The sequence below is a fragment of the Metabacillus sp. 113a genome (assembly GCF_050107635.1).
GTDB lineage: Bacteria > Bacillota > Bacilli > Bacillales > Bacillaceae > Metabacillus_B.
In genome coordinates this window covers 213233-239521 of the sequence record NZ_JBNILJ010000003.1, presented here as the reverse complement: position 1 = coordinate 239521, position 26289 = coordinate 213233, and the positions used below count along the sequence as shown (strand labels likewise).

The following is a 26289-nucleotide window of genomic DNA, read 5'->3' as shown; positions in this document are numbered from 1 at the left end:
GGAACATGAGAATTACAGATTTGCTGACGAAAGATACCATTCTATTAAATCTTTCATCGAATTCAAAAGAACTGGTTATTGACGAATTAGTCAATCAGCTGGACCGTGCCGGAAAATTACATGACCGTGCCGGGTACAAAGAAGCCATTCTGGCACGGGAGGCTCAAAGTACAACCGGAATCGGAGAAGGCATAGCAATTCCGCATGCAAAAACAAAAGCGGTCAAAAGTCCGGCTATCGCATTCGGACGTTCTGCAGCAGGCATTGATTATGACTCGCTTGACGGTGAGCCTAGCCGTTTGTTCTTTATGATTGCAGCAGGGGAAGGTGCGGACAATACCCATTTAGAAACACTCTCTTCCCTTTCAAGTTTTTTAATGGATCCGGATTTTAGAAAGAAATTAGAAGAGGCAAAGACGGAGGAGGAAGTTCTGGAGGCCATCAATTCAAAGGAAGACAGCGAAATGGATGATAATGAAGGGGATGAAGCTTCCCTATCATCCGAAGAGCAGCTGGTCCTTGCTGTTACGGCCTGTCCGACAGGGATTGCCCATACGTATATGGCAGCTGACTCATTAAAAGCAAAGGCTAAGGAGATGGGCGTTCAAATTAAAGTAGAAACGAACGGCTCAAGCGGTGTGAAAAATCTCCTGACTCAGGATGATATTGAAAGGGCTTCCGCCATCATCGTAGCTGCTGATAAGCAAGTGGAAATGGAAAGATTCGGCGGCAAGCACGTCATAGAGGTACCGGTTGCACAGGCGATCAGAAAGCCGCAGGAACTGATTGAACAGGCTCTGAAGCAGGATGCCTCAATTTACAAAAGCGGGAAAAGCGCTTCGCCGGATGGACAAAAAGAAAAAGGACAGAGAACCGGCTTCTACAAGCATTTAATGAACGGTGTATCCAATATGCTGCCGTTTGTTGTGGGCGGAGGCATTCTGATTGCCATATCGTTCATGTTTGGGATTAATTCCGCGAATCCGGATGATCCAAGCTATAATCAAATTGCCTATCTATTAAAAACCATCGGAGGAGATAATGCCTTTGCGCTTATGATTCCGATTCTGGCAGGATTTATCGCGATGAGTATTGCAGACCGTCCCGGATTTGCTCCCGGTGCAGTCGGCGGGCTTCTTGCTTCCACTGGGGGAGCAGGGTTTCTTGGAGGATTGATCGCCGGTTTCCTTGCAGGGTATCTCGTAGTGCTGATTAAAAAAGCATTCAGCGGGCTGCCTGGTTCACTGGAAGGCATTAAGCCTGTATTGCTCTATCCGCTGTTTGGTGTTCTCTCAACAGGCTTGATCATGCTGACAGTCGTAATCCCCCCTGCAAAAGCATTGAATGATGCGCTGAATGGCTGGCTTATGGGGATGGGAACCGGAAATTTAATTCTTCTGGGTTTGATCCTCGGCGGAATGATGGCAATAGATATGGGAGGCCCGCTAAATAAAGCAGCCTACACCTTTGGTATTGCCATGATCGATGCAGGAAACTTCGCACCCCATGCTGCAATAATGGCAGGAGGAATGGTCCCTCCGCTAGGTATGGCTCTGGCAACGACCTTTTTTAGAAAAAAATTTACAAAGCAGGAACGGGAAGCTGGAAAAACAGCGTATATCATGGGCGCTTCCTTTATTACAGAAGGAGCGATTCCATTTGCAGCTGCAGATCCTGGAAGAGTCATCCCGGCATCCGTTATCGGAGCGGCGACAGCAGGTGCCCTTTCTATGCTGTTCAGCATAAAGCTTCCGGCACCGCACGGGGGAGCATTTGTTATTCCAATCGTTGAAGGAAATCCCCTTCTGTACGTAGCGGCCATCCTGATTGGAGCCCTTGTTACAGCCATAATTGCCGGCATGTGGAAGAAACCGGTTCAATCATAACAATCGAGCGGCTGCCGCTGTAAAATTTGAAAAGCCTGTCCTGCTTCCCTGTTCAGAGTTCAAAAAAGATAGTCTTTCACAATTATTCGCTTAAAGCTGAGCAGGTGCAGAAATAGGCCGAAAAATAGGCTGGGATATAACTAAAAGTGTTGTCCTTAAAGCCGAATAATTTGTTGGGAAAAAGCATGAAAATAAGAAAACCGAACTTTTACGAAGCTCTATACCAGAGTTTCAAATAAAGTTCGGTTTTTTTTAGCCGGAAACCTTTTGTCCCATCCTTTTTTTATAGTCTCAATAGAATAGGGACGAGCTGTAAGAGTATCGGGGCAAGTCTGCTAATCCTGCACCTAGTTTGCTTATTTACGGAATTTTGCTATCCGGAATTACGGCTTCTTTACCTATAAGTGGGGTCCTTTTTGATTTAGAGTCCCTTTCAAGCTGATGGAGAATCATGCAATGATGCGTGTATATGCACGTTCCTGAACTGAAAGAAAGATCCTGCTGATAGAAAATAGCAAAAAGAAAACCCTCGTTCACCGGGGTTTTCTTTGTGAAAGTTTTGTTCAGAATGACTCAGGCAGATTGGCAAACCGAATAGAAAAAAGGGGAGAGAACATGAGAACGGTTTACTGTACGCATGATATTTTTATGTCTATTGTCATGTTTTCTAAAAAACTTAATAGACTAAGACATTAGAAGTAGGTAAAATGAATGGTGTACATCAGTCCGTTTTGAGCAGGAACCAGGATGATTAAGCAGGGTGAAACTGGTGAGCCTATTTGGAAATTGTCTTCAATCTGGGCGTGTGCTACAAATAATGTAAGCAGTTATTGAGTTTATGATTAGAGTACTAGTTTTTGTCGAATTACCAGCGGTTAAAGTCTTTTACCGCTTTGTAATGCTTAAATCCTTGAGCTGCAGAAAATGCATCACTTTTTGAGTGCTGTTCAAATGAGACGGTCAGAACCTCCAGCCCAGTTTCCTGCTGCAGCTCTTTTAAATCAAGAATTTGATTCCTAGACCATTGGTCCTTGGAAACGACCCGGTGAGAAAAGTCCTCCCACATAATGGCGTCTACATAATCAGCGCTGGCAGCTTTCAATGTATCCATTCCCCAGTTCTGGATGATCCCCAATCTTGGGTAGGAAGATGTAACGCTTTTAAGGAGCTGCTGCAAACCGGTCCGCTGCTTTTTTAGCTCAGCGGGCTTACTGCTAAAATAATCATCTATATTTCCGACTGTATCCAAAAAGACACCGTCCATATTCTTGCTGTATACCTGTGCATGGATTTCTGACAGAAGCAGCTGCCTGAAATGGGAAGAACCCATATTCATCAAATAGGAATCCCATTGCTTGATATAGTGTTTTTGTCCATTGCTCCGGTAGTAATCCTGGGGGAGAAGTTTCCGGATAAATGCTGTATTCCAATTATCGGCTTCCATCGAGTTGATGTAGCCGTATACTTTCGTATCGCCCTTTTTAATCTCATCGATTTGGGTTTTGGTGTACAAGAGGGGTTCTATGATCACCAGATCATAAGCTTTCATTTTTCTGATAATTGCAGGGGTAGGAGCATCGTAGTAAATCTTATAGGATTTCACGCCGTCAAGAATCCCGTTGCTTCCGTGTGACATTGCAGAGGCTGCAGTGACTGGAGACGATAAAGAGACAGTAATGGATACGGCAAAAAAGATCAATACAAAAAATTTGATTACGTTATTCATTTGTAATCCCTCCGTTTTTTTAACGAGGGATGGCAGCTTCGCAGGCTGGCGATCGGTATCTCCCATAGGAAATCTGACGACCCATGCCTTTGCGTCCTTGCTTTTCAGCAAGTTTGCCCATCACCTTAGGCCTAATCATATCAGCCTGTTTTTGTAAGATCAACCTATTTTTTGCCGAAAGTAGTGATTCTTTTGATCTATAATCAGTCGAAAACAATACGAAAAGTAATAGAAGCATTTTCCCTGACAGGATTAAATGCAGCAGCCATTTTCTATTTTAGCGAAAATCTTCCTGCACTTGGCTTGTTTGTCTGGCCTGTTGCTATTGTACTGATTTCTCTCAGATACGGCATCTACCCCGGCTTTATTCCTTTTTCCGGTGCAGTGATCACCACGTTGTTTTACGAAGTTAACCAGGGCGGAGATTTGTATTTATTTTTTACAAACTTCGAAAGCATATTAACGCTTCTCCTGTATTTTTTCCTCCTCCTTTTTACAGGTCTGTCACGTAATTCCCAGCAGGAACGGTATTCGGATTTAACAACCCTTTATCAGGAGGCTTCAGAAGAAAAAAGGCAGTTGAAAGAGGCACTTGAAGATGCACTGGAAGTAAATCGGCTGTACAGGAAACGGTTTTTAGAATCCGAGGATGCATTTTCGGAAATGTATGATATGGTTACGGCTTTGAATTTCACAGATTCTGATACGATTTTTAATGAACTGGTCAGAATCGTGCAGCTGAGATTCAGAAGCAGCCAGCTTGTTTTGTATTATATTTCTTCTCAGGGACATTCCATCCGCTCAAAAATCAACACAAATAAGGTGGGAAGCCTAAAATCGAATTACAGGGGAGAAGACGTTCCTGGACTGATCAGCAAGGTGATGAATCACTCTCCCCGCGTTCTTTTCAAATCGGCTGATGAAGCCGATGATTCTCCAATGATTGCAGGCCCTGTGTTTGTAGTCGGAGAGATGAGGTATGTGATGGCACTGAATGGTGTAAAGCTTGAGTCATGTACAGCCCATCACATTCAATGGCTTGACTGGTGTTTGAAGTGGGCAGGAAACAGGCTTAGCTTTGCTTACAAATACGAACAGGAAAAAAATCATCTCGAACGTTATGAGGGAACGGGGATTTATAAGCTGGCCTCCTTTTTTAGAAAGTTCAATGCGGAGCTGGAAAGAGTTGAAAAAATCGGCCAGCCTTTCGTAATTTTTGAAATACACACGCCAGGTTTATCCATAGGGGAGATTGATCTTACAGTTAAAAATCAGCTAAGGGAACTTGATTCAGCGGGGTGGGATGAAGAGACGGATATTCTTTATGTTTTGCTTCCCGGTGTTGAACCGGCTTTTGAAGCGTCTGTAAAAGCAAGGCTTCAGAATGCACTTCGGAAGGAGGCGGCTCCAGTCAAATGATTTGGATGTTTTTTTTAGGTATTCTGCTGGGAGTTATTGCTGCCGTTTTATCTCGCCGCTATGCCAAAAATATGGAACGCAGCCAGCACGGCCTCCTTTTCCTTTGGGTGCTGCTTGCATGCGCTGTGCCCATAATAGGATTTATAGGAGGATGGGTTATGGTGTACGTCTTCCGTAAAAGGCAGGATGGAACATTTATGGAAGACTACTCAACCTATATCCATAATAAGGTTTACAATTTTGAGAGCTTAAGAGAAATGCTCAAGCAGGACCGGCATTTATTATCTGCTGAAGGACAAACGTCAGAAAATTCCTGGATGATAAAAAGTCTTTTGCTGAATATGTCCAATGAGAAAAACACTCATCAGGAAAAAATCATAAAAAAAGGGCTTAGCCATCCTGATCAGGAGGCGGTTCATTATGCTGCTACGATAACCAATGTGCTGCAGGACCGGCTGTTAAACCAATTACAAAAATTAAAAATAGAGAAATCACCGGAACTTCCAAACAGCTATGAAGTGCTTCTTGAATCCTATCAGGAGTACCTATCAAGTGATTTGCTCTCGTCCGCATTGCGGGAAAAGACAGAGAAAGAGTATGAGATGTTTCTAAAGGAGGCCTCTGGACTTTTTCCGGAGCATGATTCCTTTACTGTGGCGCTGGCGGATTTCTTACTGGAAAGCAATCCGGAAGAATCGGATAAGCTATATGAAAGAATTTACGAGAAAGATCCCCGTTCATCCAAGCTGATGTGGGGGAAATTGCGGATTTCTTATCAAAAAGGAGAATGGAATCAAGTATTTCGACTGGCAGCATTGCTTATGGAACAACCGGATTTGCGTTTTTTTTCTGAGCAGCAGCAGGAAACCATCCGTTTTTTGGGAGGAAAGGCTGAATGAATCGCAATGTTCCGGGCTTTGTCCAATTCACCTCTATTTTGGCTGTTTTATTGCTGGCAGGCGTTTTGTATATGAATACAGATCGATTTTATGCGAGTCTTCCGGCAGCGGAATCGGACGCCGCTTCTGAAAAGCTTACCTTTATGAATTCTGAATGGGATGGGAAGGCAAACGATCTGAACCGTATCAAGATTTATTTAGCTGAGCCTGAAAAAGGAAACCTTCTTAGTGAGAGGACGCATGCCAACATTTTAGAAGCCCTTCAATATGCGAAAATCCCGTTGGAAGTCATTTCTCCCCGTCAAATGGAGTCTCTTAAACCAAATCCATATACGATGATTATTTTAACGGGAGAAGATTCCTCACGCTGGAATTTAGAAGTCATAAAAAAGTTTGTCAGGGAAGGCGGGCGGTTATTCGCGGCTAACCGCTTTTCTGATCCGGCTTGGCATAATCTGCTTGGGATTGAGCAGGCACATGGCTACAATGATACAGTTAAAGGCGCAGTGTTCTCGGAGTCTTTTTTTAAAGGCTATCCAGATTTAGGTCCGGAAAGCGAATTTTTTTCAAACAGTATGCTGAAAGCAGAGCTTAGTCCGGATTCCATGACCTATATTACCGCAGAGAGCCTGCCCCTTCTGTGGACGCATGATGAAGGAACGGGCCGGGTTGCCGTCTGGAATGGCACAAGCCTGCAGGAAAAATCCGCAAGAGGCCTGCTTGTCCATTCCATCAGTCTTGCTTTTCCGGCTTTTTTATCCGGACAGATGGGAGGGAAGGTTATGTTCATCGATGACTTCCCTGCCCCCATTGCCGAAACAAGCTCAGAGCAATTTCAGAAAACGTATGGAATGTCCTACGAGCAGTTCTATCGGAACCGCTGGTGGCCGGATATGAAAGAAATCAGTAAGCTTTATCAAATCCCCTACACGGGCGCATTAATAGGCACCTACCAGGACAAACCTGATCTCTCAAGCCAGGAAATGCTGAGCATGAGTGAGAGGGACTTGCTTGGATACGGCAGGCAGCTGATCCAGGGAAATGGAGAGCTGGCCCTGCATGGCTACAACCATGAGTCTCTCCTTACAAAAAGCGATCCGGTATCTGCTGAGTTCGGATACCGCCCTTGGAGATCAGAGGAAGAGATGGTGAACTCCCTGCTGGAAGTAAAAGCGCTGAAGGAAGAACTTTTTGCAGCACAGCAGCTGAAAACCTATGTCCCTCCTTCTAACTTGCTGAACCGGTCCGGAATATCCGCTTTAAAGAAAGCTGTGCCTGAATTGGAAGTGATCGCCAGCCTTTATATAGGAGATCCTTCCAACGGAAGCCTGATTCAGGAGTTTGACTATGACTCAGTGTATAAAGAGCTTTACCATTTTCCAAGGATAAACAGCGGCTATCATTTTTCGAAGGAAGATCAGTTCCAGCTCGCTGACTCAATTGCTAACATGGGAGTGTTTTCTCACTTTATTCATCCAGATGATGTCCTTGATGAAGCCCGATCTAAGCAGGGAGACTGGGAAGCGATGAAAAACAGCTATACATCGATGCAGAAGTTTTTGGCAGAAGAATTCAGTCACGTTAAGGGATATAAGCAAATTGATGCTAAAAGAAGAATGGATGCTTACCAAAAAGGAAAATGGAGTTTTTCTTACAATCCGGAAGGAATTGAGATCCATGGTTACAATGTACCATCCCCTTCTTATTTTTATCTGAGGCTGGAGCCCGGGAAAAGGCTGAAGACAGGAGAGCATCCTTTCGGCCATGTCAAAAAACAGCAGGATCATCTCTATCTGATTACGATGACACAGTCTGATGCAGCCATCAGCTATATAGAGGAGAATGCATAATGAGAGCAGGTCTGATTGCTGAGGGAAGCTATCCTTATGTAAGCGGGGGAGTATCAAGCTGGCTTCATACCCTTATTAAAGGCATGAATGAGATCGAATTTTCGCTTTTTACAATTACCCCTGAGGCAAAGGGGGTAAAAGATTTCAAATACAGGCTTCACCCTAATACTGTGCATCATCATAACATTGCATTAATGTCCGCCTTCAGGCCGGAAATACAGAAATCCAACCTGACAGATGGGGAACTTCTGCTGCTTTTTAAATGGTTTACGTTTCAGACCCGGAATCCAGAAGCCCTGATCATTATGGGAGACAGAAGCAGGATGGGTTCGAGTGAAGCATTCTTTGAAAGTGAAGCATTTTATAAGCTTGTTCAGAAATGCTATGAATATGAAGGACTGTTTGGATCATTTCTTGATTACATGTGGATGTGGAAATCCATGTACAGTCCAATCCTGCATCTCCTGCAGCAGGACTTCAGCTCAGTGGATGTGATCCATACCGCTTCAACCGGCTATGGCGGACTAGTCGGCGCCTATATTTCAAAGGTGCAGGACGTGCCTTTTATCATTACGGAGCACGGAATTTATTCAAGGGAAAGAGAAGAAGAAATTCTGCAATCCTCTTGGATTCCTGCTGTTTATAAAAAAAGATGGATCCAGCTTTTCCATCATTTATCCGCCATTGCGTATGACCAGGCATCTGATATCATCACCCTGTTTAAAAAAAATCAGGACTATCAGCTTGAACTTGGGGCTCCCCCTGAAAAAACAGCGATTATCCCGAATGGGATCGGAATTCATTCTCCAAAAGCCAGAAAAAAAACGAGCTCTGTGTTTCATATCGGAGCCATCGTGAGGGTGGTTCCGATTAAAGATATAAAAACCATGATTTACGCTGCCAACACACTGAAAAAATGGGGCTGTGCCTTTCATTGGTCTATTCTTGGACCGGATGAGGAGATGCCTGAGTATGCCCGGGAGTGCAAAGAACTGGTTCTAAGCCTTGGTCTTGAACTGCATATGACCTTTACCGGCAGGGTCAATATCGAGGAGTATTTGCCTGATTTTGATGTGTGTGTTCTAAGCAGCCTTTCAGAGGGGCAGCCGCTTGCAATTCTTGAAGGGATGGCTGCCGGAAAGCCATGGGTAGCAACAGATGTGGGAGGCTGCCGGGAGCTGATTGAAGGAAAAGAGGATGATCCTTACGGGGCATCGGGATTCATCATTCCGCCTATTCAGCCGGATGAACTCGCAGATCGGTTAAAATGGTGCATCGGCCATCCGGAGCTTCTGGAGAAAATGGGACGCAGCGGCCTTCAGCGTGTTAAACACGATTATTTGATTGAAAATGTTATAGCAGCATACAGAAGTCTTTATCAGAAAAGAGGTGGAGCGGTTGGCGGGCATCGGATTCCAGCTGCAGAAACTATTTAAGGAAGATTACTATTCTTCAAGGTTTAAAGCCTATTTATATTCCCTCTTTGTCACAGCAGGACCATGGCTGATTGTCATTTTAACCATTCTGATGCTGCAGCTGCTGCTTCAGGCTGTTCCAGATGTTACGGCTGAAAACAAACAGCTTTTCATGATTTCCGTATCCTATTGTTTTATGTTTTCCCAAGTGCTGTTTGGCTTTCAGCAGCTCGTTGTTACGCGCTATGTGGCGGACTGTCTTTATGAAAAAAAAGAAGAAAAAGTTTTTTCTTCTTTCCTGGGATTTTCAGCCGTAACGATAGCAGCTGCAGGACTGCTTTGGCTCATATTCGCCTTGCTTTCCCCCATAGGATGGGATTATAAGCTGCTGATGCTTAGTTTATTCATTATGCTGAATCTCATTTGGGTTATGCTGCTGTATTTATCAGGTGCAAAGAATTATCAGGCCATCGCGCTTTCCTTTTTGGCTGGCGGAATTTTCTCAATCGGATTCTTATTCTTGTGCATGAAATGGTTTCCCTTTTTTGAGGGGGAGTGGTCTGCGGCATGGATGATGATGGGGTCCTTTACAGGAGGTATGGCCATAACCTTTTTTGGGCTTGTTGTATCGATGCTCAAAACCTTTCCTGACAGGTCGGCGACTGCCCCCTTTGCCTATTTGGCTTACTTTGATAAATATGGCCTGCTTGCATTCACAGGGATATTTTATAATGCCGGTCTCTGGATCAGCAACTGGATCATTTGGCTGAACAGCGGGGAATGGCTGCTTGGAACTTTCCGCTATCATCCCAGCTATGATACTGCCCTGTTTTATGCCTACCTGACGATACTTCCCACTTATGTAATCTTTGTCGTTTCAATTGAAACGAGATTTTATGAAAGGTACAAAACCTTCTTCTCCTTTATAAATGATGGCGGAACACTGAGCCAGATCATGAAGTCGAAAACCTCAATGATTCTTGTGCTCAAGCAGGAACTGGAAAGACTTGTAAGGTATCAGGGCTTTATTTCTCTCGCTCTGCTGATTTTGGCTGTCCTGCTGCTTCCCCTGTTTATAAAGGCGGATTCTGTACTGGACCTGTTCCGTATCACCATCATTGGAGCCTTCTTTAACGGGATGACGCTGATTATGATGCTCCTTCTCCTTTATTTTGATGACCGGAGGGGTGCGTTTCGCACAGCTCTGCTTTTTTTCAGCGGTATTGCCATTACTACGGTTGTCTTTCTCCCCGCCGGTGAATCAGCATATGGTACGGGCTTTACACTCGGCAGTTTAATCAGCTTTATCTATTCCTCTGCACGGCTCTTTCAGTATGTCGGCAAAGCTGATTACTATGCGTTTTGCAGATCTCACAAAACACGATCTGATGGGCCTTTTCACCGCCTTGCCCTGAAGCTTGAACGGTGGATTTAAAGTTCAGGCAAACAGCCTGTGCCGGAAGAGAAAGCGATGTATCCTATAAGCAAAGAAGTGCTCAGAGACTGGCTCTGAGCACTTTTTTGCCTGCTGCAACGGGAGACTATTACTTTAACCTCTTGTCCGCCAAGGACTGTGGAAGCAGCGGGTCAAATGCCTGACTTGTTTAGACTTTCTGTACAACAGATTGGAAAGATGGTACTGCGTGCCAGTCCTTTATCCGAATAAGGCTCGGAACACCTTAGTGGCTCCGGGCCTTACCCACCTACCCATCTGTATGGTTTCCTATAATGATGCTTTTTTATCGTCCTTTTCATCCGTTTCTGAATAGCAGTGCTGGCTGGTTCTTTTACAAAACCGGATTGCGTTAATTTCACCGCCAATCAGAATAACAAAGCCGGATAAATAAAGCCAGGTCAGTAAAACGATTACCCCGCCCAGACTTCCGTAGGTTGCCTGGTAATTTCCAAATTGGCTTACGTATAAGGAGAATCCGAATGAAAGCAGCTGCCACAGCAGTGTGCCGACAATGGCTCCCGGATAGACGTCTCTCGCACGAAGTCCGAGGTTTGGAGAAAAGTAATAAATGACACCGAGAATCAATGCCATAAATACAAAAGCAATCATCCAGCGAATGACGGTAAATACACTGTCAGTCAAGGGGGTTTCAGGGAAAATACCCCTAATTCCGGAAAGGAGGACATCGCCGAAAATCGGCAATACGAGTGTAATGACAAGACCGAGTACGAGGCCGAAAGTCAATAGGATGGCCATGCCCCGCACCTTCCAAAAGGATCGGGATTCTTCAACCATATGTGCCTTGTTCAATGATCTCATTACCGCATTTGTCGCATTGGAAGCGGACCAAATCGTCCCGATGATCCCGATTGAAAGGAGTCCTCCATTAGGAGTGGAAATAAGAGAGGTGATTTGCTCTTCCAGAAGCTGACCTGTTTCTCCGGGAGCAAATTCATTGATAAACTTGCCGACGGATTGAGGATCGATTGAAAAGTAGGGAAGAAGAGTCAGTGAAAAAATCAGGAGCGGAAAAAGACTCAGCAGGAAATAATAGGCGAGTACGGCTGCCAAGTCTCCTAATTCATGCTTTTGAATACGCTGGATAAGTTCTTTGATGATGGTCATATACGGCCTCCTGTAAAAGGTTTCTTATGTGTATCTTACCCTCAGTAAATTTGATTTGAAACCTGGGCGGGGGAAGAGGGGGAAATTGGGGATGCGGACCGTTCCACAATTAAATGAGGGACCATATACTATCAGGAAAATGGAGAAGGGAGGCTAATAAAATGAGCGATTGCGGACATGGAGGATACAATGGCGGAGGATTTGCTCTTCTGGTTGTATTGTTTATTCTTTTGATTATCATCGGCGCATCTTACGTTGGAGGTTCATACGGCGGAGGCTGCGGAGGCGGCTACGGCGGAGGATTCGGCTGGTAATTAAAGCAGAAAGAGCCGGACCATTAATGGTCCGGCTTCTTTTTTTATGCCGCTGTTTCAGGCTCTTCTTCGGAGTCTTCAGCTGCAGGCTTCTGATCTGTTTCCTGATCTTCCGGCTCTGCAGGTTTATTTTCAGGAGGAGGATCCGGTTTTTCATTGTTTTCATCCGGCTTCTTATCAGGTACAGGTTCTTTTTCCTCCGGTTTTTCAGGAGCTTTCTTTTCGGGCGCATTTGGCCTTCGTCTCATTCCGGCTATTTGGGAAGGCGGTGATTCTTTGCCTCCTGCATCGACTGCTGTTACATAATAAGAAGCACTTCCCGAGCCGATAGTCAGCCCAGTGCCGTCCGCGACGGAAATACTTGCAATCCTTGTGAAGTTGCCTGACCCCCCTCCAGCCATATACACCCGGTAGCCGAGAATGTCTTTCTGATAAGCTGGAGACCAGTTCAGTGTTGCACCGCTGATGGAAACCCCTTTTAACCGGGCAGGAGAAACGCCATCATCCTCCAGTCTTTTTCCTGAATAAACGACAAGCTTTCCTATATCACTGGTATATTGGTACAGCTCCTTTGGAGAATTCAGTCCAAACCTGTCCAGCAGCTCCTGCTTGATCATCGGTCCTTCATATACAAAATCCTGCGGGGCGCTTGCAGGCACCTCATAGGCTGTGCCATTCTGAAGAACGTACTTTCCAGTCCGAAGGCTGTCATCCACTTTGCTTGGAGCATATTTCACGTTAAACAGATCGGATTTTACAAAGCCTGCCTGCCTGCACAATTCGGAGGGAAGAGCTCCAGATAGGGCACAATAAGAAAATTCGGCTATCCCTTCAGGCATTTTAAAAGGTTCCTCAGGAGCAATCAACTCAGGATTTTTTTCATGGGCTGCATTGATAAGAGCTGCCCAGATTTCCTGGCTCCGCGTGCTGTAGGATTTTCCTTTATAGGATTGGATGGTGGCTTCGGTATCATAGCCAATCCATGTCCCAAATGAAACACTGGGATTGGAAGCAACAAACCAGGCATCTATCGTATCCTGGCTCGTACCGGTTTTTCCAGCCCAGTCTGCACTGAAATTGAGCAATCCGGGAACTCTTGAACCTGTCCCTCCATTTAAAACATCACGCATCATGTCGATTGTGAGGTACGCGGTTTGAGGGGAAAAGACCTCCTCCGTCACTTTTTCATGCTGATATACAGCTGTTCCGTCAGCCTTGCGGATGCTCTCAATCATGTAGGCATCCGTAAATTTCCCTCCAGCTGCAAAGGTAGAATAGGCATTTACGTTTTCTTCCACAGATACTTTGGCTCCTCCTCCAAGCGAGAGGGAAAGAACGTCTTCAAAATTTTTATTTATGCCCATTTTCGTCAGGTACCGTGTGGGTTCCGTCGGCATCAGCTTAGAATAGCCCCTTATAACGGCCTGATTATAGGATTTAGCCAGAGCTGTTCTTGCAGTTACCAGCCCATGGGATTTCCTGTCAAAGTTTTTTGGATAAGGATCCCCGTTTGCTTTTATATCATAGGGCAAATCAGCTAAAACGCTGCCGGGCTGCAAAAACCCTTCCTCCAGCGCAGGACCGTAAAACACGAGGGGTTTCATGGTTGATCCATTTGACCGTCCTCTATTTGTTCCGGCTGTTGCATGATTTATTTGCTCCCTGGAATGATCACGCCCGCCAACAAAGCTGATGATTTTGCCGCTTTTGTTTTCCATTAAGAGTGCTCCGACCTCGAGCGGTTCTTTCACTTGTTCCATTTTACCGGTATCGTTATTTTTCTTCATAACCGTGTTTACCTGTCCGTAATCCGGATAGTTTTCAGCTGCTTTCTGCATCGCTTCAAAGATATCTTTGTTTATAGTCGTTTGAATACGGTAGCCGTTCTGCCTTAATTCACGATCTGCAAGAGCGAGATAGTCTGCTCTCAGTTTCGGATCTTCATCAAGATCCTTTGGCAAAAATCCATCTTCATCGGCCAGCTGAATCATCAGAATTTCTTTTGCTCTCTTTTCAATTTCATCTGTCAGGAAAGGATACTTATTATAAAGACGGTTTTTGTTAGGCTTTTTAAACTGAGCGGTTATATCCTCCGCCGAAGCGCTTTCATATTCAGAGAGGGTAATCTTATTTTCGCTGAGCATCCGGCTGAGAACGGTCTTCATTCTATTAACCCCGGCAGAGAAGTCTTTTTTCAGCTCTCCGTTATTTGTATAGGGGGTATAGGCAAAAGGACTTTGAGGCATTCCAGCAAGAAAAGCAGCCTGAGCGATGCTCAAATCTTTAGCGCTTACCCCAAAGATGCCCATGGCAGCCGTTTCTGCTCCGGCAATATTTCTTCCGGAATTATCCCTCCCGAAATCAGCCATATTCAAATAGGACTCAAGAATTTCATCTTTTTCAAAAAAACGTTCCAGTCTGAGCGCAAGCAGAATCTCTTTTGCCTTTCGGTCAAAGGAAACTTCATTTGTTAAGATCTGGTTTTTAATTAGCTGCTGGGTCAGAGTGCTTCCTCCACTTTGTGTGGGGGCATTCGTAAATTCCTGAAAAAGGGCTCTGAAAATGGCTTTCGGAACAACCCCGTCATGCTCATAGAAAAATTCATCTTCTGTAGAAATGATGGCATTTATCAAATGCGGAGATACTTCATCAAGCGCTACTTTTGTTCTGGACAAATCGGAACGGAGTTTGCCGATCAGCTCCTGGTTGTCAAAATATACTTCCGTTGTTTCTTCATAATTATAAATATCTTTTTTCATTTCATCGTAACTCAGTATTTCTTCGTTTTTTACAAGGGAAGCAAAATAGCCTGCACCTGCACTGCCGGCAAACACAACGAATGAACTGCATGCAATAATGGCTATTAAGGCTATATTCCACATAACACCGTAGGCGATTCTAAGTTTTTTTACCAAAAGAGGGCGTGTAGAAGAATCCCCAATTAATTTCTTTATCCATTTTTCCATTATAATCCTCCCCCCTGAAGCATAGATAGTATATCATAAAATTAACTGAAAATTGGAATCTATTGTCGGAAAATTGAATTTGACATGAAGGTATTGAATGTGGTAAAAATCAATATATGAATAGTGAGCGACGATTGGATGACAGTAACAGCTGTTTCCCTGTAGCAGAGAGCTGATGGCCGGTGAGAATCAGCACACAAACAGGCTGTGAATTACAATCCATGAGCATCTGAAGCTGCATTATGCAGCGGAAGACGGCCCCGGCCGTTATCTGTTAAAGCGAAGAATGGCTGTTTAGTGAACCATTCTTAAGTAGGGTGGTACCGCGACGTGATTCGTCCCTTCATTTTTAAAATGAAGGGGCTTTTTTATTTTCTATCAAAAGGCAAAGGAGTATAACCATGAACAATTTATTGCAGGATTTAACATTTAGAGGGCTTATAAGCCAGATAACAGATGAAGCCGGATTGGAAGAGGCATTGAATAAAGAATCCATCAAGCTGTACTCTGGATTCGATCCGACTGCGGACAGCCTGCACATCGGCCATATGCTTCCCATTCTTACATTAAAAAGATTTCAGGAGGCAGGACATCATCCAATAGCGCTGGTTGGAGGCGGTACGGGCCTGATTGGAGATCCAAGCGGGAAAAAAGCAGAAAGAACACTCAATACGGAAGACATCGTTCAGCTCTGGTCACATCGGATCAAAGATCAGCTATCCAGATTCCTTGATTTTAAAGCTGAAAAAAATCCGGCTGTCCTTGCTAACAATTTCGACTGGCTTGGAAAAATGGACATTATTGAATTCCTGCGGGATGTAGGCAAATATTTCGGTGTGAATTACATGCTGGCAAAGGATTCTGTGAAAACAAGAATCGAATCCGGTATTTCTTTCACAGAATTCAGCTACATGATTCTTCAATCCTACGATTTCCTTAACCTATACCAAAACGAAGGCTGCAAGCTTCAAATTGGCGGAAGTGACCAATGGGGAAACATCACAGCAGGTCTTGAACTGATCCGTAAAACCGATGGGGATGCAAAAGCATTCGGACTGACCATTCCGCTCGTAACAAAGGCGGATGGAACGAAATTCGGGAAAACGGAGGGCGGAGCGGTGTGGCTTGACCGCGAAAAAACTTCCCCTTATGAGTTCTACCAATTCTGGATTAATGCAGATGACCGGGATGTAGTAAAATACTTAAAATACTTCACTTTCCTGTCCCATGAAGAAATCAATACTCTTGAGAAGGAAGTACAGGAAGCTCCGGAGAAGAGAACGGCTCAGAAACGCCTGGCCGAGGAAGTAACTGCAATGGTACACGGAGAGGAAGCGCTCAATCAATCCATCCGTATCTCTAAGGCTTTGTTCAGCGGGGACATTAAAGCATTAAGCGGAGAGGAAATCAAACAGGGCTTTAAGGATGTACCTGCTCATCAGGCAAGCAGCAAGGAGACCGGTCTGGTCGAACTGCTCGTGGAAGCCGGCATTTCTCCTTCGAAAAGACAGGCACGGGAGGATATTACCAACGGTGCTGTTTATATAAACGGAGAACGAAAACAGGAGCTTGATTACGTTCTGCAGGCTGAGGACAGGATAGATGACGAATTTACGATTATCCGAAGAGGGAAGAAGAAATATACAATGATCCAATTCTAGACTGAAAAGGCTGGTTCCGCTTTGCTGCGGGATCAGCCTTTTTAGTATGGGAACCAACCGGACTGGTCTGGAAGAAAAAAACTTCTGCTGGAGGAGTTCGAATAAGGAAACAAAAAAATGAGCTTTAAAAGTACATTTTCTAAACGTGGGCATAGGATAATTTGAAAATAAAGCTGAAGGGAAGGGTTAGATGCACCCATACTATAATGATCCATATCATCAAGGCTACAGCTGCAGGCAGTCTGCTTACTGGACTTATCCTTACGGCAATAATCAAGGGGGCTTCAGCAGAATTCCGCTGAAGGATTACGGCAAAAATCCGTTGGTTTTGAATATTGATGAAGCAACAAAGAAGAATAATAATTTCCGTACAGCTTTATGGACCGGAACTTATTTGCAGACGACACTGATGAGCATTCCTCCGGGCGGAGATATCGGATTGGAGATGCATCCTGACGTTGATCAATTTATACGGATCGAGCAAGGGCAAGGAATGGTCCAAATGGGGAAAAATAAAAACAATTTACCCTTTCAAGCGAATGTATTTGATGACTATGCCATCTTTATACCGGCAGGAACATGGCATAATCTAACCAATACAGGAAATGAACCCATTAAGCTTTATTCGATATACGCCCCTCCTAACCATCCGTTTGGAACGGTTCATGCAACCAAACAGGATGCTTTGGCAGCAGAAGAAGGATATATGCAGGGGTAAGTATTATAGTAGGGCAGCGCATATGCAAAAGAAAAACCCCCTGAAATCGCTGAGAACCAGCATTTCAGAGGGTTTTTGTGTGCTAATCTGCAAAGTGCAGGATTAACGGGAGTAGAACTCAACGATAAGAGATTCGTTAATTTCAGCTGGAAGCTCGGAACGCTCAGGAAAGCGAGTGTAAGTTCCTTCAAGCTTGTCAGCATCGAAAGTCAAGTATTCAGGAACGAAGCTGTTTACTTCCATAGCTTCTTTCACGATATCAAGATTACGGGATTTTTCACGCAATGTGATCACTTGACCAGGTTTCACTTGGAAAGATGGAATGTCAACGCGAGCGTTGTCAACCATGATGTGACCGTGGTTTACCAATTGACGGGCCTGACGGCGTGTGCGCGCAAGACCAAGACGGTAAACAACGTTGTCAAGGCGGGATTCAAGCAAAGCCATGAAGCTCTCACCAAGGATCCCTTTCATTTTTCCAGCTTTAACGAACGTGTTGCGGAACTGGCGCTCGTTTACTCCGTACATATGACGAAGCTTTTGTTTTTCCTGAAGTTGAAGACCATACTCAGAAAGTTTTTTACGCTGTCCGGGACCGTGTTGTCCAGGAGCGTAAGGGCGTTTTTCTAATTCTTTACCTGTACCGCTTAGAGAGATTCCAAGACGGCGGGATAGTTTCCAGCTAGGGCCAGTATAACGAGACATTATATGACTCCTCCTTGTGTTTTTATTTTGTATAAAATAAAAACCAGACCGAACCTTACATGTATGACCATTATGTTTTCATGCATCCTCGCTCCAGCAGCAGGGAGTTACTCGATGCACCTCGTGTCAGGCACGGGAACAAAATGGGGACATCTATGCGATTCTGAGGCTGCAATATTTTACACAACAAATAACATTATAATCTCCAGCAAGTGTGAAGTCAAGGGTGAATTCCAAATGCTCTGAAGGGAAAAGTTCAACTATGGCGGGAGCAGGTTTTATGATATAATAAATCTATAAAATTTACTTAATTTGGAACTTAATGGGTGGTCCGTGCATGCAACAAACAAACAGCATCTTAACCTCGCTAAACGGCCGATTTTTTGCTTATTTATATACTGAAAGACCAGACCAATCTCTTGAGAAGGCAGCGCAGTGGCTGGCTTCTGAGCTCAAGGAATTATTCAGGGCAGGGAAGGTTTCTATATCCTGCTACTATTCTGCCAGCGATCCTCTGCTGCCGTATTATACGGCAAGCACTGCCCCTCAGCAAATAAGAGATTCTTCCCTGCCTGAGGTGAAAGAAGAGCTGTTTGCAAATGGTTTTTCAGAAAAGGCAAATCAATGCAGGCTGCTTCTTGGAGCCCCTTCTAATGAATGGTTTTCTATTCTTGAAATTCTGGACGCGGCTGCAATGGATAAAACCTGGCTGCCGGACTTAAGCAATGCCTGCTTCGAATTTTTATTCTATTGCAGAGAAGCAGAATTAAGCGCCTTAAATTCAAGAAAACATTCCCATCTATATGAAATGACGGAGCGGTTCCATTCATCCATGGATAAAGATCAGGTTCTCGTTAAGCTAATTGAGTCTCTTCAAAATATGTATACGGAAAACATATTTTATTTGTTTCTATCTCACGATAATGACAGTAAGCTGGATCTTCCTACAAAAGACTTGTATTTCGATGAAAAAGGGTCGGCTGACAGTGCTATGGAGGCTTTTCTGACTGGGACCTTAAAAATGGACAGAACGGCAGCCGGACAGCTGCACGTGTATATCCCGCTGAAGGGGCGCCAGGGGGTTTACGGCGTTCTGGAGGTTATATCAGGAAAAGCTGCTCCTATTAAAGAGTCAGAGGTTACGTTCATTATGATGCTTGCGAATGCTGCAGGAAATGCAATGGAAAACGCACAGCTTTATCAGCAGTCCCGCAAATTAATTGATGACTTGCGGCTTATTAATGAAACCTCCCATCAGCTTAATAAAAATCTCCCGCTCAAGGATACGATGAAATACCTTTCTAATCGGATTATCCGCTCATTTAATGCAATGGAAGCCGGTTTTTTTTACAGGGACTCCTCCGGAAACTATCAGCTTTTGCCGGGGAGCACCGGTTTTTTTATCACAGAAGAGGCTGAACCTTACGTCAGCTTAGTGCTTTCAAGAATCGAAAATGAGAAAGAGGGCATCTTTATCGGGAGCCTTGGAACGGAGACCGTTTCCGGTTTATTTAAATGCCTTATGGCCGTGCCAATGATGGAAAATGAGCAGATAAAAGGCTTTGCCATCGCCCTGCATTCAGTTCCATACCAATTCACGTTCGAAACATTTAAGCTGCTGCAGTCTCTTATCCATCATTCAGCCCTTGCTCTGACCAATTCGATGCTGCGGGAGGAGCTTGAGGCGCTTGTAAAAACAGATAATTTAACGAAGCTGTTTTCAAGGAACTATTTAAATGAGCGGATCCGGCAGTCGATGAAAGAGGAAAGAAACGGCGTATTTTTGTTAATTGATATTGATAATTTTAAAAATATTAATGATACATATGGCCATCAGGTTGGAGATGAAGTCCTCATCCAGGTAGGCGGTATTATCAAAAGCAGCATCCGGGAGAATGATGTGGGAGCCAGATGGGGCGGAGAAGAGCTTGCCATCTACCTTCCGCAGGTCGACTTGGAAGCGGGAATTGCAGTTGCAAGCCGTCTTGTAGAAAGAGTAAAAAACGTAACTGCACCTACTGTGACTATTTCCTGCGGTGTATCCGTCTGGGAGGCGGAGGGAGAAGACACCCCTAAAAGGCTTTTTCTAAGAGCGGATCGTGCTTTGTATGAGGCGAAAAGCAATGGAAAGGATCAAGTTGTGGTCCAGCCACTATGAAAAAGCGTCCGGCATAGGTGCCGGACGCTTTTTCGTGCATTGGAGTAAAGCCGAACATCATGATGGCTGGTATGAGTAGGGGGGAAAGCACGGTTTTGATTTTCCACCCGCTGATTGGAGCGGAAAGCGGACCCCCGTTAGCTGCAATCAGCAGCCAAAGTTAACAGAACTTAAAGAAAAGGAAGCAGAGCTTCTGCAAATTTTTCCAGGTACTCTTTATCCGTTTCGTTAAATCTCTTGAATGATGGGCTGTCTATGTCAAGAACACCAAAGACTTGACCATTCTTAACAAGAGGGATGACAATTTCAGAGTTCGTAGCGCCATCACAGGCAATGTGTCCAGGAAATTGATGAACGTCTTCAACAAGCTGTGTTTTCCCGGTGGCAGCGGCTGTTCCGCATACTCCTTTGCCGGAAGGAATGCGCACACAGGCTGGGAGGCCCTGGAAAGGCCCTAACACCAGCTCTCCCTCTTTCATTAAATAGAACCCAACCCAATTTACATCTTCAAGAAACTGGTTTAGCAGAGCTGATGCATTCGATAGGTTGGCAATCTGATCGTGCTCATCTTCAAGCAATGCTTGGAGCTGCTTAATCACTAATTCATAATTTTCTTTCGAGTTATTCGAATATTTTTCGACATGAAACATGAATGATCTCCTTCTTTCTATCTATTATATGAATCCAGGCTTCTTCCTGACAGAATTTTGTCGAGAATATGATAAAGGATTCCTGTTCCCTCTATGGAATGATGTATCAAGAATATACTAAGGGGTGAGCCGTGTGAAACAGGAAAACGTAAACATGACCAGGGAGAAGATTATCCAGTCTGCAATTGCTCTGTTTAATACAAATGGCTTCACTGGAACTTCCGTCAGGGCCATTGCTAAAAAAGCGAACGTTAACGTCGCTCATATCTCCTATTATTTCAATGGGAAGACAGGCCTGATGGAACACCTTGTTTCCCGGTTTTATGAAGGGTACCTTCAGGTTATGGAAGCTGCCATCCTCGCTGATATGGACAAAAGTCCAATCGTACGGCTTACCCGTTTAGTATTTGATATTTTAAACTACCAGCAGGAAAGACGTCAATTGACGCGATTTGTGTATCGGGAAATCACCCTGGATACAACCCTGATCCGGGAGGTAATGAGTACGTATATGGTGAAAGAAAAGTTTTTGCTGGCCACCCTTTTAGAAGAGGGAATAGCGGACAGCAGCTTAAATAAAATCCCAGTGGGGCATTTTATCGTCCAGCTGAAAGCGATGCTGACAATGCCGTTCTTGCAGCCGCAGTATATTGCTGAAGTCCTCTATTTGCAGCCGCATGAAAATTACTTTGTGAAACAATATTTTCATGAGCTTGAAAATTGGCTCGCTTTTATGCTCACACCGAAAGTACAGGCTATTTTATAACCATTTCTTCATATGTTTCATAATCCGCTCCAGTATCAGATGCAATGTGCGCATCTGATCCATATACGAGGGGAATTCCCATTTCCCGTGCTAAAACAGCTGCCTTTTCGTATGGATAAGGAACCCGGCAATTGGTTTTCCTAAGGCCTGCCGTATTATAGTCCAATTCATAGCCGGCTTTTCTGACCAATTCAAGCAGCCGGCTCACCGTCATGAAATCCCACTCCGGAGCAGGGAAAAGTTTTTTGAATTTATGAGCAAGGGTAATATGCCCGATCCTTTTCGGCTTGTATTTTCCAAGGTCTGCCAGTATGGAGCGTTCGACCGTCTTGTAATAGAGCTCGTACGTTTTTTCTGGAGAGCCTGTCAGTCGGGAAAGCTCAGCAAACCCTTCCTCGCTGTAATCCAGACAGTAATAAGAGGAACGGTGCAGAAGAAAATGAACGGAAAGAATTCCATCATCCATCACTTCCCCGTATTCATCCAGAAAACTGGCTGTAGCTGCTTCGAATCCTTCAATATAATCTACTTCAAACCCAAGCTTAATCATTAAATCCTTTGAGTATTCCTTTTTGACCTCTTGAACGTCATGGATATACTGCTCTATCCGAGTCAGCGGCAACGAGCTGTCCTTGTCCGGAACCGGGTCTGTAAATCCGGCGGGGAGAGGGGCGTGCTCTGTAAACGTAAGCTCTGTGAAGCCAAGCCTGATGGCCCTTTCTGCATACTCATGAAGGGCATCAGAGGAGCCATGAGGGCAAAAGGGAGTATGTACATGGCCGTCAATTTTCTTCAATTTTATTTCCTCCTTCGCGCAAAGCAGGTAATAGGATGTAAAAAATTAAAAAAATTGGTCAAAAAATATCGTTAACATGGTATCATAAAAACATTGAAATAACATAATTTTAGCGCTTGCTTTACATATAATGTGCAAAACCGGCAGGCAGCACGAATTCTGTCCGCGGTTATCGAATAGAAGAAACAGATCTATTACGCTGGATCAATGATTGCCGGCAGCACGCCTTTCCGGCAAAGCAGACTGAAAACAAAACGCTGTAAGCCGCAAGCAGCTCACCGGGCTAAATATTGCGCTTGTGCTTTTTCTTATATACAGCAGGGGGGCCCATTATGGAAGTCGTTATTGGTTTACTGGCTGTGCTCGTTCTTTTTTTTGCAGCCGGTTATTTTATTAGAAAAAATATATACCGGGAAGTAGACCGGCTTGAAGCCAGAAAAATTGAAATTATGAATCGTTCGCTCGCCGATGAGATGGCGAGAGTGAAAGAATTAAAAATGACTGGCCAGGCAGAGGAACTCTTTGAGAAATGGAGACAGGAATGGGATGAGATCATCACCTCCCAGCTCCCTGAAGTGGAAGAGCTGCTATTTGATGCTGAAGATCATGCAGACAAATACCGGTTTAAAAAATCCAAAGAGGTGCTGAAGCATATTGAGCGGATGCTCGATGCCGCCGAGCAGAATATTGAACAGATTATTGAGGAAATCTATGAGCTTGTCACAAGTGAAGAAAGAAACAGCAGTGAAATAGAAGAGGTGAGGGAGAAGTTCAAAAAGGCGAAGAAGACGCTGCTTGCACACAGCCATACTTTTGGCAACGCACATGCTAAACTGGAAACAGCGCTGTATGAAGTCTATGAAGCCCTTAAACTTTTCGAATCTGAAACAGAGTCCGGCAACTATCTCGCTGCCAGAGAAATATTAACGAAACAGACGGCAGTTCTGGAGCAATTATGCGCTCAGATTGAAGTGATTCCTGCGCTTCTGTCCGACTGTCAGACAGTTATTCCGAATCAGCTTTCTGAAATAAAAGACGGATACGAAGAAATGGCCTCTCAAGGATATTTTCTCGGCCACATTCAGATACAAAGCGAAACCGAGCGCATTTCCGGCTCGCTTTCCCTGTTTCAAGAGAAAATCAGCCTTCTTGAAACGGAAGGAATTCATGAAAGCCTTCAGGAAATCCATGAATCCATTGAAACGATGTATGATCTGCTGGAAAAAGAAGTGCATGCCCACCACTACGTTCTGGCAGAAACATTAAAAACAGAGAGTGCTTTGCAGGAGCTTCTTGCCGAAAAACTGATCTCCAAAGAAGAAACGGATGCTGTAAAGCTAAGCTATCATCTAAGCGAAGAAGAAACGTCCCGACTGCGCCATATCGATAAACAGATCAGTTCTCTCCAGAAACGATACACTCATATCCAGGATAAAATGGCGAATGAAAAAATCGCTTATTCCCTCCTGAAAGATGAGCTCATTGAACTGGAAAAGCAAATGTCTGATGTGAAAGCTGAACATGCTGAATACAGAGAGATGCTTCATGCCCTCCGCAAGGAAGAGCTGACAGCAAGGGAACAGCTCAGTGAGGCTAGAACGCTTCTAAGTGAAGCGGCAAGACTTGTCAGTAAAAGCAATATTCCCGGACTGCCTGCTGTTTACACAGAGCTCCTTTCAGATGCGAAGCGATCTGTGTCGCAAGTGTCCGAAAAACTAAATGAGCTTCCGCTTGACATGGTAGCCGTTAACGTTCTGCTTGAAGATGCCGTTTCTGCCTCTGCGAAGGTCCGCGAGCAAACGGAGGATATGATTGAGCAGGTCTACTATGTAGAAAAAATCATCCAGTACGGGAACCGCTTTAGAAGCCGCGATGAAAACCTGTCAAGAGAGCTGAGTGAAGCAGAGAAGCTGTTCCGGCATTATGAGTACGAAAGCTCCCTGAAAAAAGCTGCGACGGCCATTGAAACAGTGGAACCAGGTTCCTTTGAAAAAATTGGGTCTCTAGTCGAGGAAGATTTGGAAGAACTTAAAAATAAATAAGAAAAAGGACCGCTCACAGAGCGGTCCTTTTTCTCATGCAGCCCGATGCATACCGTGGGTTTCTTTGTGAAAATAATAATCAGGGGGTGAAGCACACCGCCAGCGGGCAAAAATAGAAATCAACGGGAACAAACCAAATTTAAAAGGGGTGTGAGCGTGACACTTGATGAACTGCCCCCCTTTTTCACTTAGCCGCCAGCGGAAGGAATGAGTATACCTAACGAATTTACTGCTCTCCTGTTTTACGCCAGCGCACTTTGCCGGTTTACCGTCCCTAATCATAACGTTCAATGACTGCCCTTAACTTTTGCTTTCAGATGCGGGCGTCTGAATAGGGCAATTGCATAACCAATCAGTGCTCCGGCGATAGCCGGAACAAGCCATCCGATTCCTTCAGGGAAAAGCGGAAGAAATTCATTGAAAAATTCACCAGTCTCACCGAGAGGGATTCCTCCAGCTTTAAGGCCGTCCATAACACTAACAATGCCTGTAAAAGCAAGGCTGAGAGCATAAACCTCGGGAGCACGGTTAAAGATTCGATCTACGAACGAAAGCAGAATCAAAACGATGGCCAGCGGGTAGATGGCTGTGAGCAGCGGCACAGAAAAAGTAATCAGCTGCGTGAGGCCAAAGTTTGCGATCACCGCTGAAAAGACGGTAAGTGCCAATATGATCCATTTATAAGGAATGGCTGGCAGAATTTTCGAAAAGTATTGTCCGCAAGCTGAAACAAGGCCGACACTTGTTGTTAAGCAGGCAAATGATATGGCTAGACTCAGTACGATGTTCCCTAGGGAACCGAATAACACATTTGCAGAAGAGGACAGAATCAGACCTCCATTATCCTTATAGCCGATCGCATCTACGCTCGTAGCTCCTAAATACCCAAGAGCCAGATACACCAGAGCCAATCCTGCTGCTGCAATCAATCCTGCCTGAATGCAAACCTTCGCGATGGATTTTCCGCTGGTGATCCCCTTTGCTTTCACAGCATTGATGACAACAATCCCGAAAACAAGAGCGGCAAGAGTATCCATCGTCAAATATCCTTCAAGAAATCCCTTAAAGAATGTTCCCTCTTGAAAATCCGCCTGCGGAGCTTGAGGCACTCCCATCGGAGTAGCGATGGTCTTTATAGCAAGCAAAGCAAGAATGATAAGCAGGGCGGGGGTCAATAGCTTTCCGATCCGGTCTACAAGCCTGCTTGGATTAAGGGAAAGCCAATAAGTGATTCCGAAAAATCCGATTGTGTAGATCAAAAGAGAAATTCCATTTTTCGCCGCTCCCTCTGGAAGAAAAGGAGTAACACCGATTTCATAAGCGACCGTTCCTGTTCTCGGAATTCCGAATAGCGGACCAATGGCTAAGTAAAGAACAACTGTAAAAATCACTCCGAAAATTGGGTGAATCCGGCTTCCGAGCGACTGAACATCTGTCCCTGTAAGCCCAATGGCAATGACTCCGAGGAGAGGAAGCCCTACTCCGGTTACGAGGAATCCAGCAATGGCAAGCCAGACGCTTGTGCCGGCAGCTTGTCCTAAAGATGGAGGGAAAATCATATTTCCTCCTCCAAAGAATAGGGCGAATAGCATAAGACCAACAACAAACGTTTCTTTTTTTGACAACCCTTGTTTCATCATAAACCTCCTGAATCCGACAATATATACCGTAAGATCGTAACACAGCAATAGGAAAATTGTCGAATTGTTCAACTATTTTAATTTTAATTATATTCAA

At 44.6% G+C, this 26289-nt stretch carries 19 protein-coding genes, 1 riboswitch and 1 other annotated feature; of the genes, 12 read left to right on the top strand and 7 right to left on the bottom strand.

All coding sequences use genetic code 11. The annotated features are described in order from the left end of the window. Positions 1–5: 5 nt before the first annotated feature. Positions 6–1886, top strand: a complete 1881-nt coding sequence (locus tag ACQCVE_RS07375; RefSeq protein ID WP_426862276.1) for a PTS fructose transporter subunit IIABC — start codon at positions 6–8, stop codon at positions 1884–1886. Positions 1887–2751: 865 nt separating this feature from the next. Here the strand turns inward: ACQCVE_RS07375 and ACQCVE_RS07370 are convergent. After that, positions 2752–3612: a putative glycoside hydrolase gene (locus ACQCVE_RS07370; protein WP_426843526.1), complete on the bottom strand. Its 861-nt coding sequence runs from the start codon at positions 3610–3612 to the stop codon at positions 2752–2754. Between the two features lie 36 nt (positions 3613–3648). After that, positions 3649–3740, bottom strand: a riboswitch (cyclic di-GMP riboswitch). 43 nt (positions 3741–3783) lie between these two features. Between ACQCVE_RS07370 and ACQCVE_RS07365 the strand changes: the two genes are divergently transcribed. The 5 genes from ACQCVE_RS07365 to pelG are packed head-to-tail and all read left to right on the top strand — an operon-like array spanning position 3784 to position 10630. After that, the gene (locus ACQCVE_RS07365; RefSeq protein WP_426843527.1) at positions 3784–5031 is read left to right on the top strand and encodes a hypothetical protein; all 1248 of its coding nucleotides are present in this window, start codon (positions 3784–3786) and stop codon (positions 5029–5031) included. After that, positions 5028–5930: a hypothetical protein gene (locus ACQCVE_RS07360; RefSeq protein ID WP_426862274.1), complete on the top strand. Its 903-nt coding sequence runs from the start codon at positions 5028–5030 to the stop codon at positions 5928–5930. The genes ACQCVE_RS07365 and ACQCVE_RS07360 overlap by 4 nt, the downstream gene beginning before the upstream one ends. Next, entirely contained in the window at positions 5927–7780 is a 1854-nt protein-coding gene (locus ACQCVE_RS07355) for a DUF2194 domain-containing protein (RefSeq protein ID WP_426862272.1), read from the top strand. Before ACQCVE_RS07360 ends, ACQCVE_RS07355 begins: the two co-directional genes overlap by 4 nt. Further along, positions 7780–9216, top strand: coding sequence for a GT4 family glycosyltransferase PelF (gene pelF, locus ACQCVE_RS07350; RefSeq protein ID WP_426862270.1), 1437 nt, complete (start codon positions 7780–7782; stop codon positions 9214–9216). The genes ACQCVE_RS07355 and pelF overlap by 1 nt, the downstream gene beginning before the upstream one ends. Further along, complete coding sequence (gene pelG, locus ACQCVE_RS07345; RefSeq protein WP_426862268.1) at positions 9179–10630, top strand: exopolysaccharide Pel transporter PelG; 1452 nt, start codon at positions 9179–9181, stop codon at positions 10628–10630. Before pelF ends, pelG begins: the two co-directional genes overlap by 38 nt. Positions 10631–10918: 288 nt before the next feature. Here the strand turns inward: pelG and ACQCVE_RS07340 are convergent, their stop codons facing one another. Next, positions 10919–11776: a YihY/virulence factor BrkB family protein gene (locus tag ACQCVE_RS07340; protein WP_426843532.1), complete on the bottom strand. Its 858-nt coding sequence runs from the start codon at positions 11774–11776 to the stop codon at positions 10919–10921. Between the two features lie 161 nt (positions 11777–11937). Between ACQCVE_RS07340 and ACQCVE_RS07335 the strand changes: the two genes are divergently transcribed. Beyond that, positions 11938–12090, top strand: coding sequence for a YjcZ family sporulation protein (locus ACQCVE_RS07335; RefSeq protein WP_426843533.1), 153 nt, complete (start codon positions 11938–11940; stop codon positions 12088–12090). Between the two features lie 44 nt (positions 12091–12134). On the opposite strand, the gene ACQCVE_RS07330 is transcribed toward ACQCVE_RS07335, so the two are convergent. Next, complete coding sequence (locus ACQCVE_RS07330; protein WP_426843534.1) at positions 12135–15056, bottom strand: transglycosylase domain-containing protein; 2922 nt, start codon at positions 15054–15056, stop codon at positions 12135–12137. 121 nt (positions 15057–15177) lie between these two features. Beyond that, positions 15178–15402, top strand: a binding site (T-box leader). A gap of 55 nt (positions 15403–15457) precedes the next feature. On the opposite strand from ACQCVE_RS07330, the gene tyrS reads away from it, so the two are divergent. Both tyrS and ACQCVE_RS07320 read left to right on the top strand, forming a co-directional pair. After that, a complete protein-coding gene (gene tyrS / locus ACQCVE_RS07325) occupies positions 15458–16717 on the top strand; it encodes a tyrosine--tRNA ligase (protein WP_426862266.1) in 1260 nt (419 codons plus the stop codon). Between the two features lie 190 nt (positions 16718–16907). Next, complete coding sequence (locus ACQCVE_RS07320) at positions 16908–17435, top strand: cupin domain-containing protein (RefSeq protein ID WP_426843536.1); 528 nt, start codon at positions 16908–16910, stop codon at positions 17433–17435. A gap of 102 nt (positions 17436–17537) precedes the next feature. On the opposite strand, the gene rpsD is transcribed toward ACQCVE_RS07320, so the two are convergent. Beyond that, positions 17538–18140, bottom strand: coding sequence for a 30S ribosomal protein S4 (gene rpsD, locus ACQCVE_RS07315; protein ID WP_426843537.1), 603 nt, complete (start codon positions 18138–18140; stop codon positions 17538–17540). A 337-nt stretch (positions 18141–18477) separates the two neighbouring features. Here rpsD and ACQCVE_RS07310 point away from each other — a divergent pair, with 337 nt between their 5' ends. After that, positions 18478–20298: a diguanylate cyclase domain-containing protein gene (locus ACQCVE_RS07310; protein WP_426843538.1), complete on the top strand. Its 1821-nt coding sequence runs from the start codon at positions 18478–18480 to the stop codon at positions 20296–20298. Positions 20299–20468: 170 nt separating this feature from the next. Here ACQCVE_RS07310 and ACQCVE_RS07305 read toward each other — a convergent pair whose 3' ends face one another. Further along, the gene (locus ACQCVE_RS07305; RefSeq protein ID WP_426843539.1) at positions 20469–20948 is read right to left on the bottom strand and encodes a GAF domain-containing protein; all 480 of its coding nucleotides are present in this window, start codon (positions 20946–20948) and stop codon (positions 20469–20471) included. A 154-nt stretch (positions 20949–21102) separates the two neighbouring features. Here ACQCVE_RS07305 and refZ point away from each other — a divergent pair, with 154 nt between their 5' ends. Then, positions 21103–21714 (top strand): forespore capture DNA-binding protein RefZ, encoded by a 612-nt coding sequence (gene refZ / locus ACQCVE_RS07300; protein ID WP_426843799.1) that lies wholly within the window; start codon positions 21103–21105, stop codon positions 21712–21714. On the opposite strand, the gene hisJ is transcribed toward refZ, so the two are convergent. Beyond that, a complete protein-coding gene (gene hisJ / locus ACQCVE_RS07295; protein ID WP_426862264.1) occupies positions 21704–22510 on the bottom strand; it encodes a histidinol-phosphatase HisJ in 807 nt (268 codons plus the stop codon). The two genes, refZ and hisJ, sit on opposite strands and share 11 nt — an antisense overlap. Positions 22511–22842: 332 nt before the next feature. On the opposite strand from hisJ, the gene ezrA reads away from it, so the two are divergent. Beyond that, the gene (gene ezrA / locus ACQCVE_RS07290) at positions 22843–24552 is read left to right on the top strand and encodes a septation ring formation regulator EzrA (RefSeq protein ID WP_426862262.1); all 1710 of its coding nucleotides are present in this window, start codon (positions 22843–22845) and stop codon (positions 24550–24552) included. A gap of 287 nt (positions 24553–24839) precedes the next feature. Here ezrA and brnQ read toward each other — a convergent pair whose 3' ends face one another. Beyond that, positions 24840–26189 (bottom strand): branched-chain amino acid transport system II carrier protein, encoded by a 1350-nt coding sequence (gene brnQ, locus ACQCVE_RS07285; RefSeq protein WP_426862260.1) that lies wholly within the window; start codon positions 26187–26189, stop codon positions 24840–24842. Positions 26190–26289: the final 100 nt, after the last annotated feature.

Bases quoted from the DNA above. Each gene is read 5' to 3' on its own strand.
- ezrA (WP_426862262.1), top strand. From the start codon at position 22,843: ATGGAAGTCGTTATTGGTTTACTGGCTGTGCTCGTTCTTTTTTTTGCA.
- brnQ (WP_426862260.1), bottom strand. From the start codon at position 26,189: ATGAAACAAGGGTTGTCAAAAAAAGAAACGTTTGTTGTTGGTCTTATG.
- tyrS (WP_426862266.1), top strand. From the start codon at position 15,458: ATGAACAATTTATTGCAGGATTTAACATTTAGAGGGCTTATAAGCCAG.
- refZ (WP_426843799.1), top strand. From the start codon at position 21,103: ATGACCAGGGAGAAGATTATCCAGTCTGCAATTGCTCTGTTTAATACA.
- ACQCVE_RS07335 (WP_426843533.1), top strand. From the start codon at position 11,938: ATGAGCGATTGCGGACATGGAGGATACAATGGCGGAGGATTTGCTCTT.
- ACQCVE_RS07375 (WP_426862276.1), top strand. From the start codon at position 6: ATGAGAATTACAGATTTGCTGACGAAAGATACCATTCTATTAAATCTT.
- ACQCVE_RS07330 (WP_426843534.1), bottom strand. From the start codon at position 15,056: ATGGAAAAATGGATAAAGAAATTAATTGGGGATTCTTCTACACGCCCT.
- ACQCVE_RS07320 (WP_426843536.1), top strand. From the start codon at position 16,908: ATGCACCCATACTATAATGATCCATATCATCAAGGCTACAGCTGCAGG.
- ACQCVE_RS07355 (WP_426862272.1), top strand. From the start codon at position 5,927: ATGAATCGCAATGTTCCGGGCTTTGTCCAATTCACCTCTATTTTGGCT.
- ACQCVE_RS07305 (WP_426843539.1), bottom strand. From the start codon at position 20,948: ATGTTTCATGTCGAAAAATATTCGAATAACTCGAAAGAAAATTATGAA.
- ACQCVE_RS07340 (WP_426843532.1), bottom strand. From the start codon at position 11,776: ATGACCATCATCAAAGAACTTATCCAGCGTATTCAAAAGCATGAATTA.
- rpsD (WP_426843537.1), bottom strand. From the start codon at position 18,140: ATGTCTCGTTATACTGGCCCTAGCTGGAAACTATCCCGCCGTCTTGGA.
- ACQCVE_RS07360 (WP_426862274.1), top strand. From the start codon at position 5,028: ATGATTTGGATGTTTTTTTTAGGTATTCTGCTGGGAGTTATTGCTGCC.
- pelF (WP_426862270.1), top strand. From the start codon at position 7,780: ATGAGAGCAGGTCTGATTGCTGAGGGAAGCTATCCTTATGTAAGCGGG.
- ACQCVE_RS07370 (WP_426843526.1), bottom strand. From the start codon at position 3,612: ATGAATAACGTAATCAAATTTTTTGTATTGATCTTTTTTGCCGTATCC.
- ACQCVE_RS07310 (WP_426843538.1), top strand. From the start codon at position 18,478: ATGCAACAAACAAACAGCATCTTAACCTCGCTAAACGGCCGATTTTTT.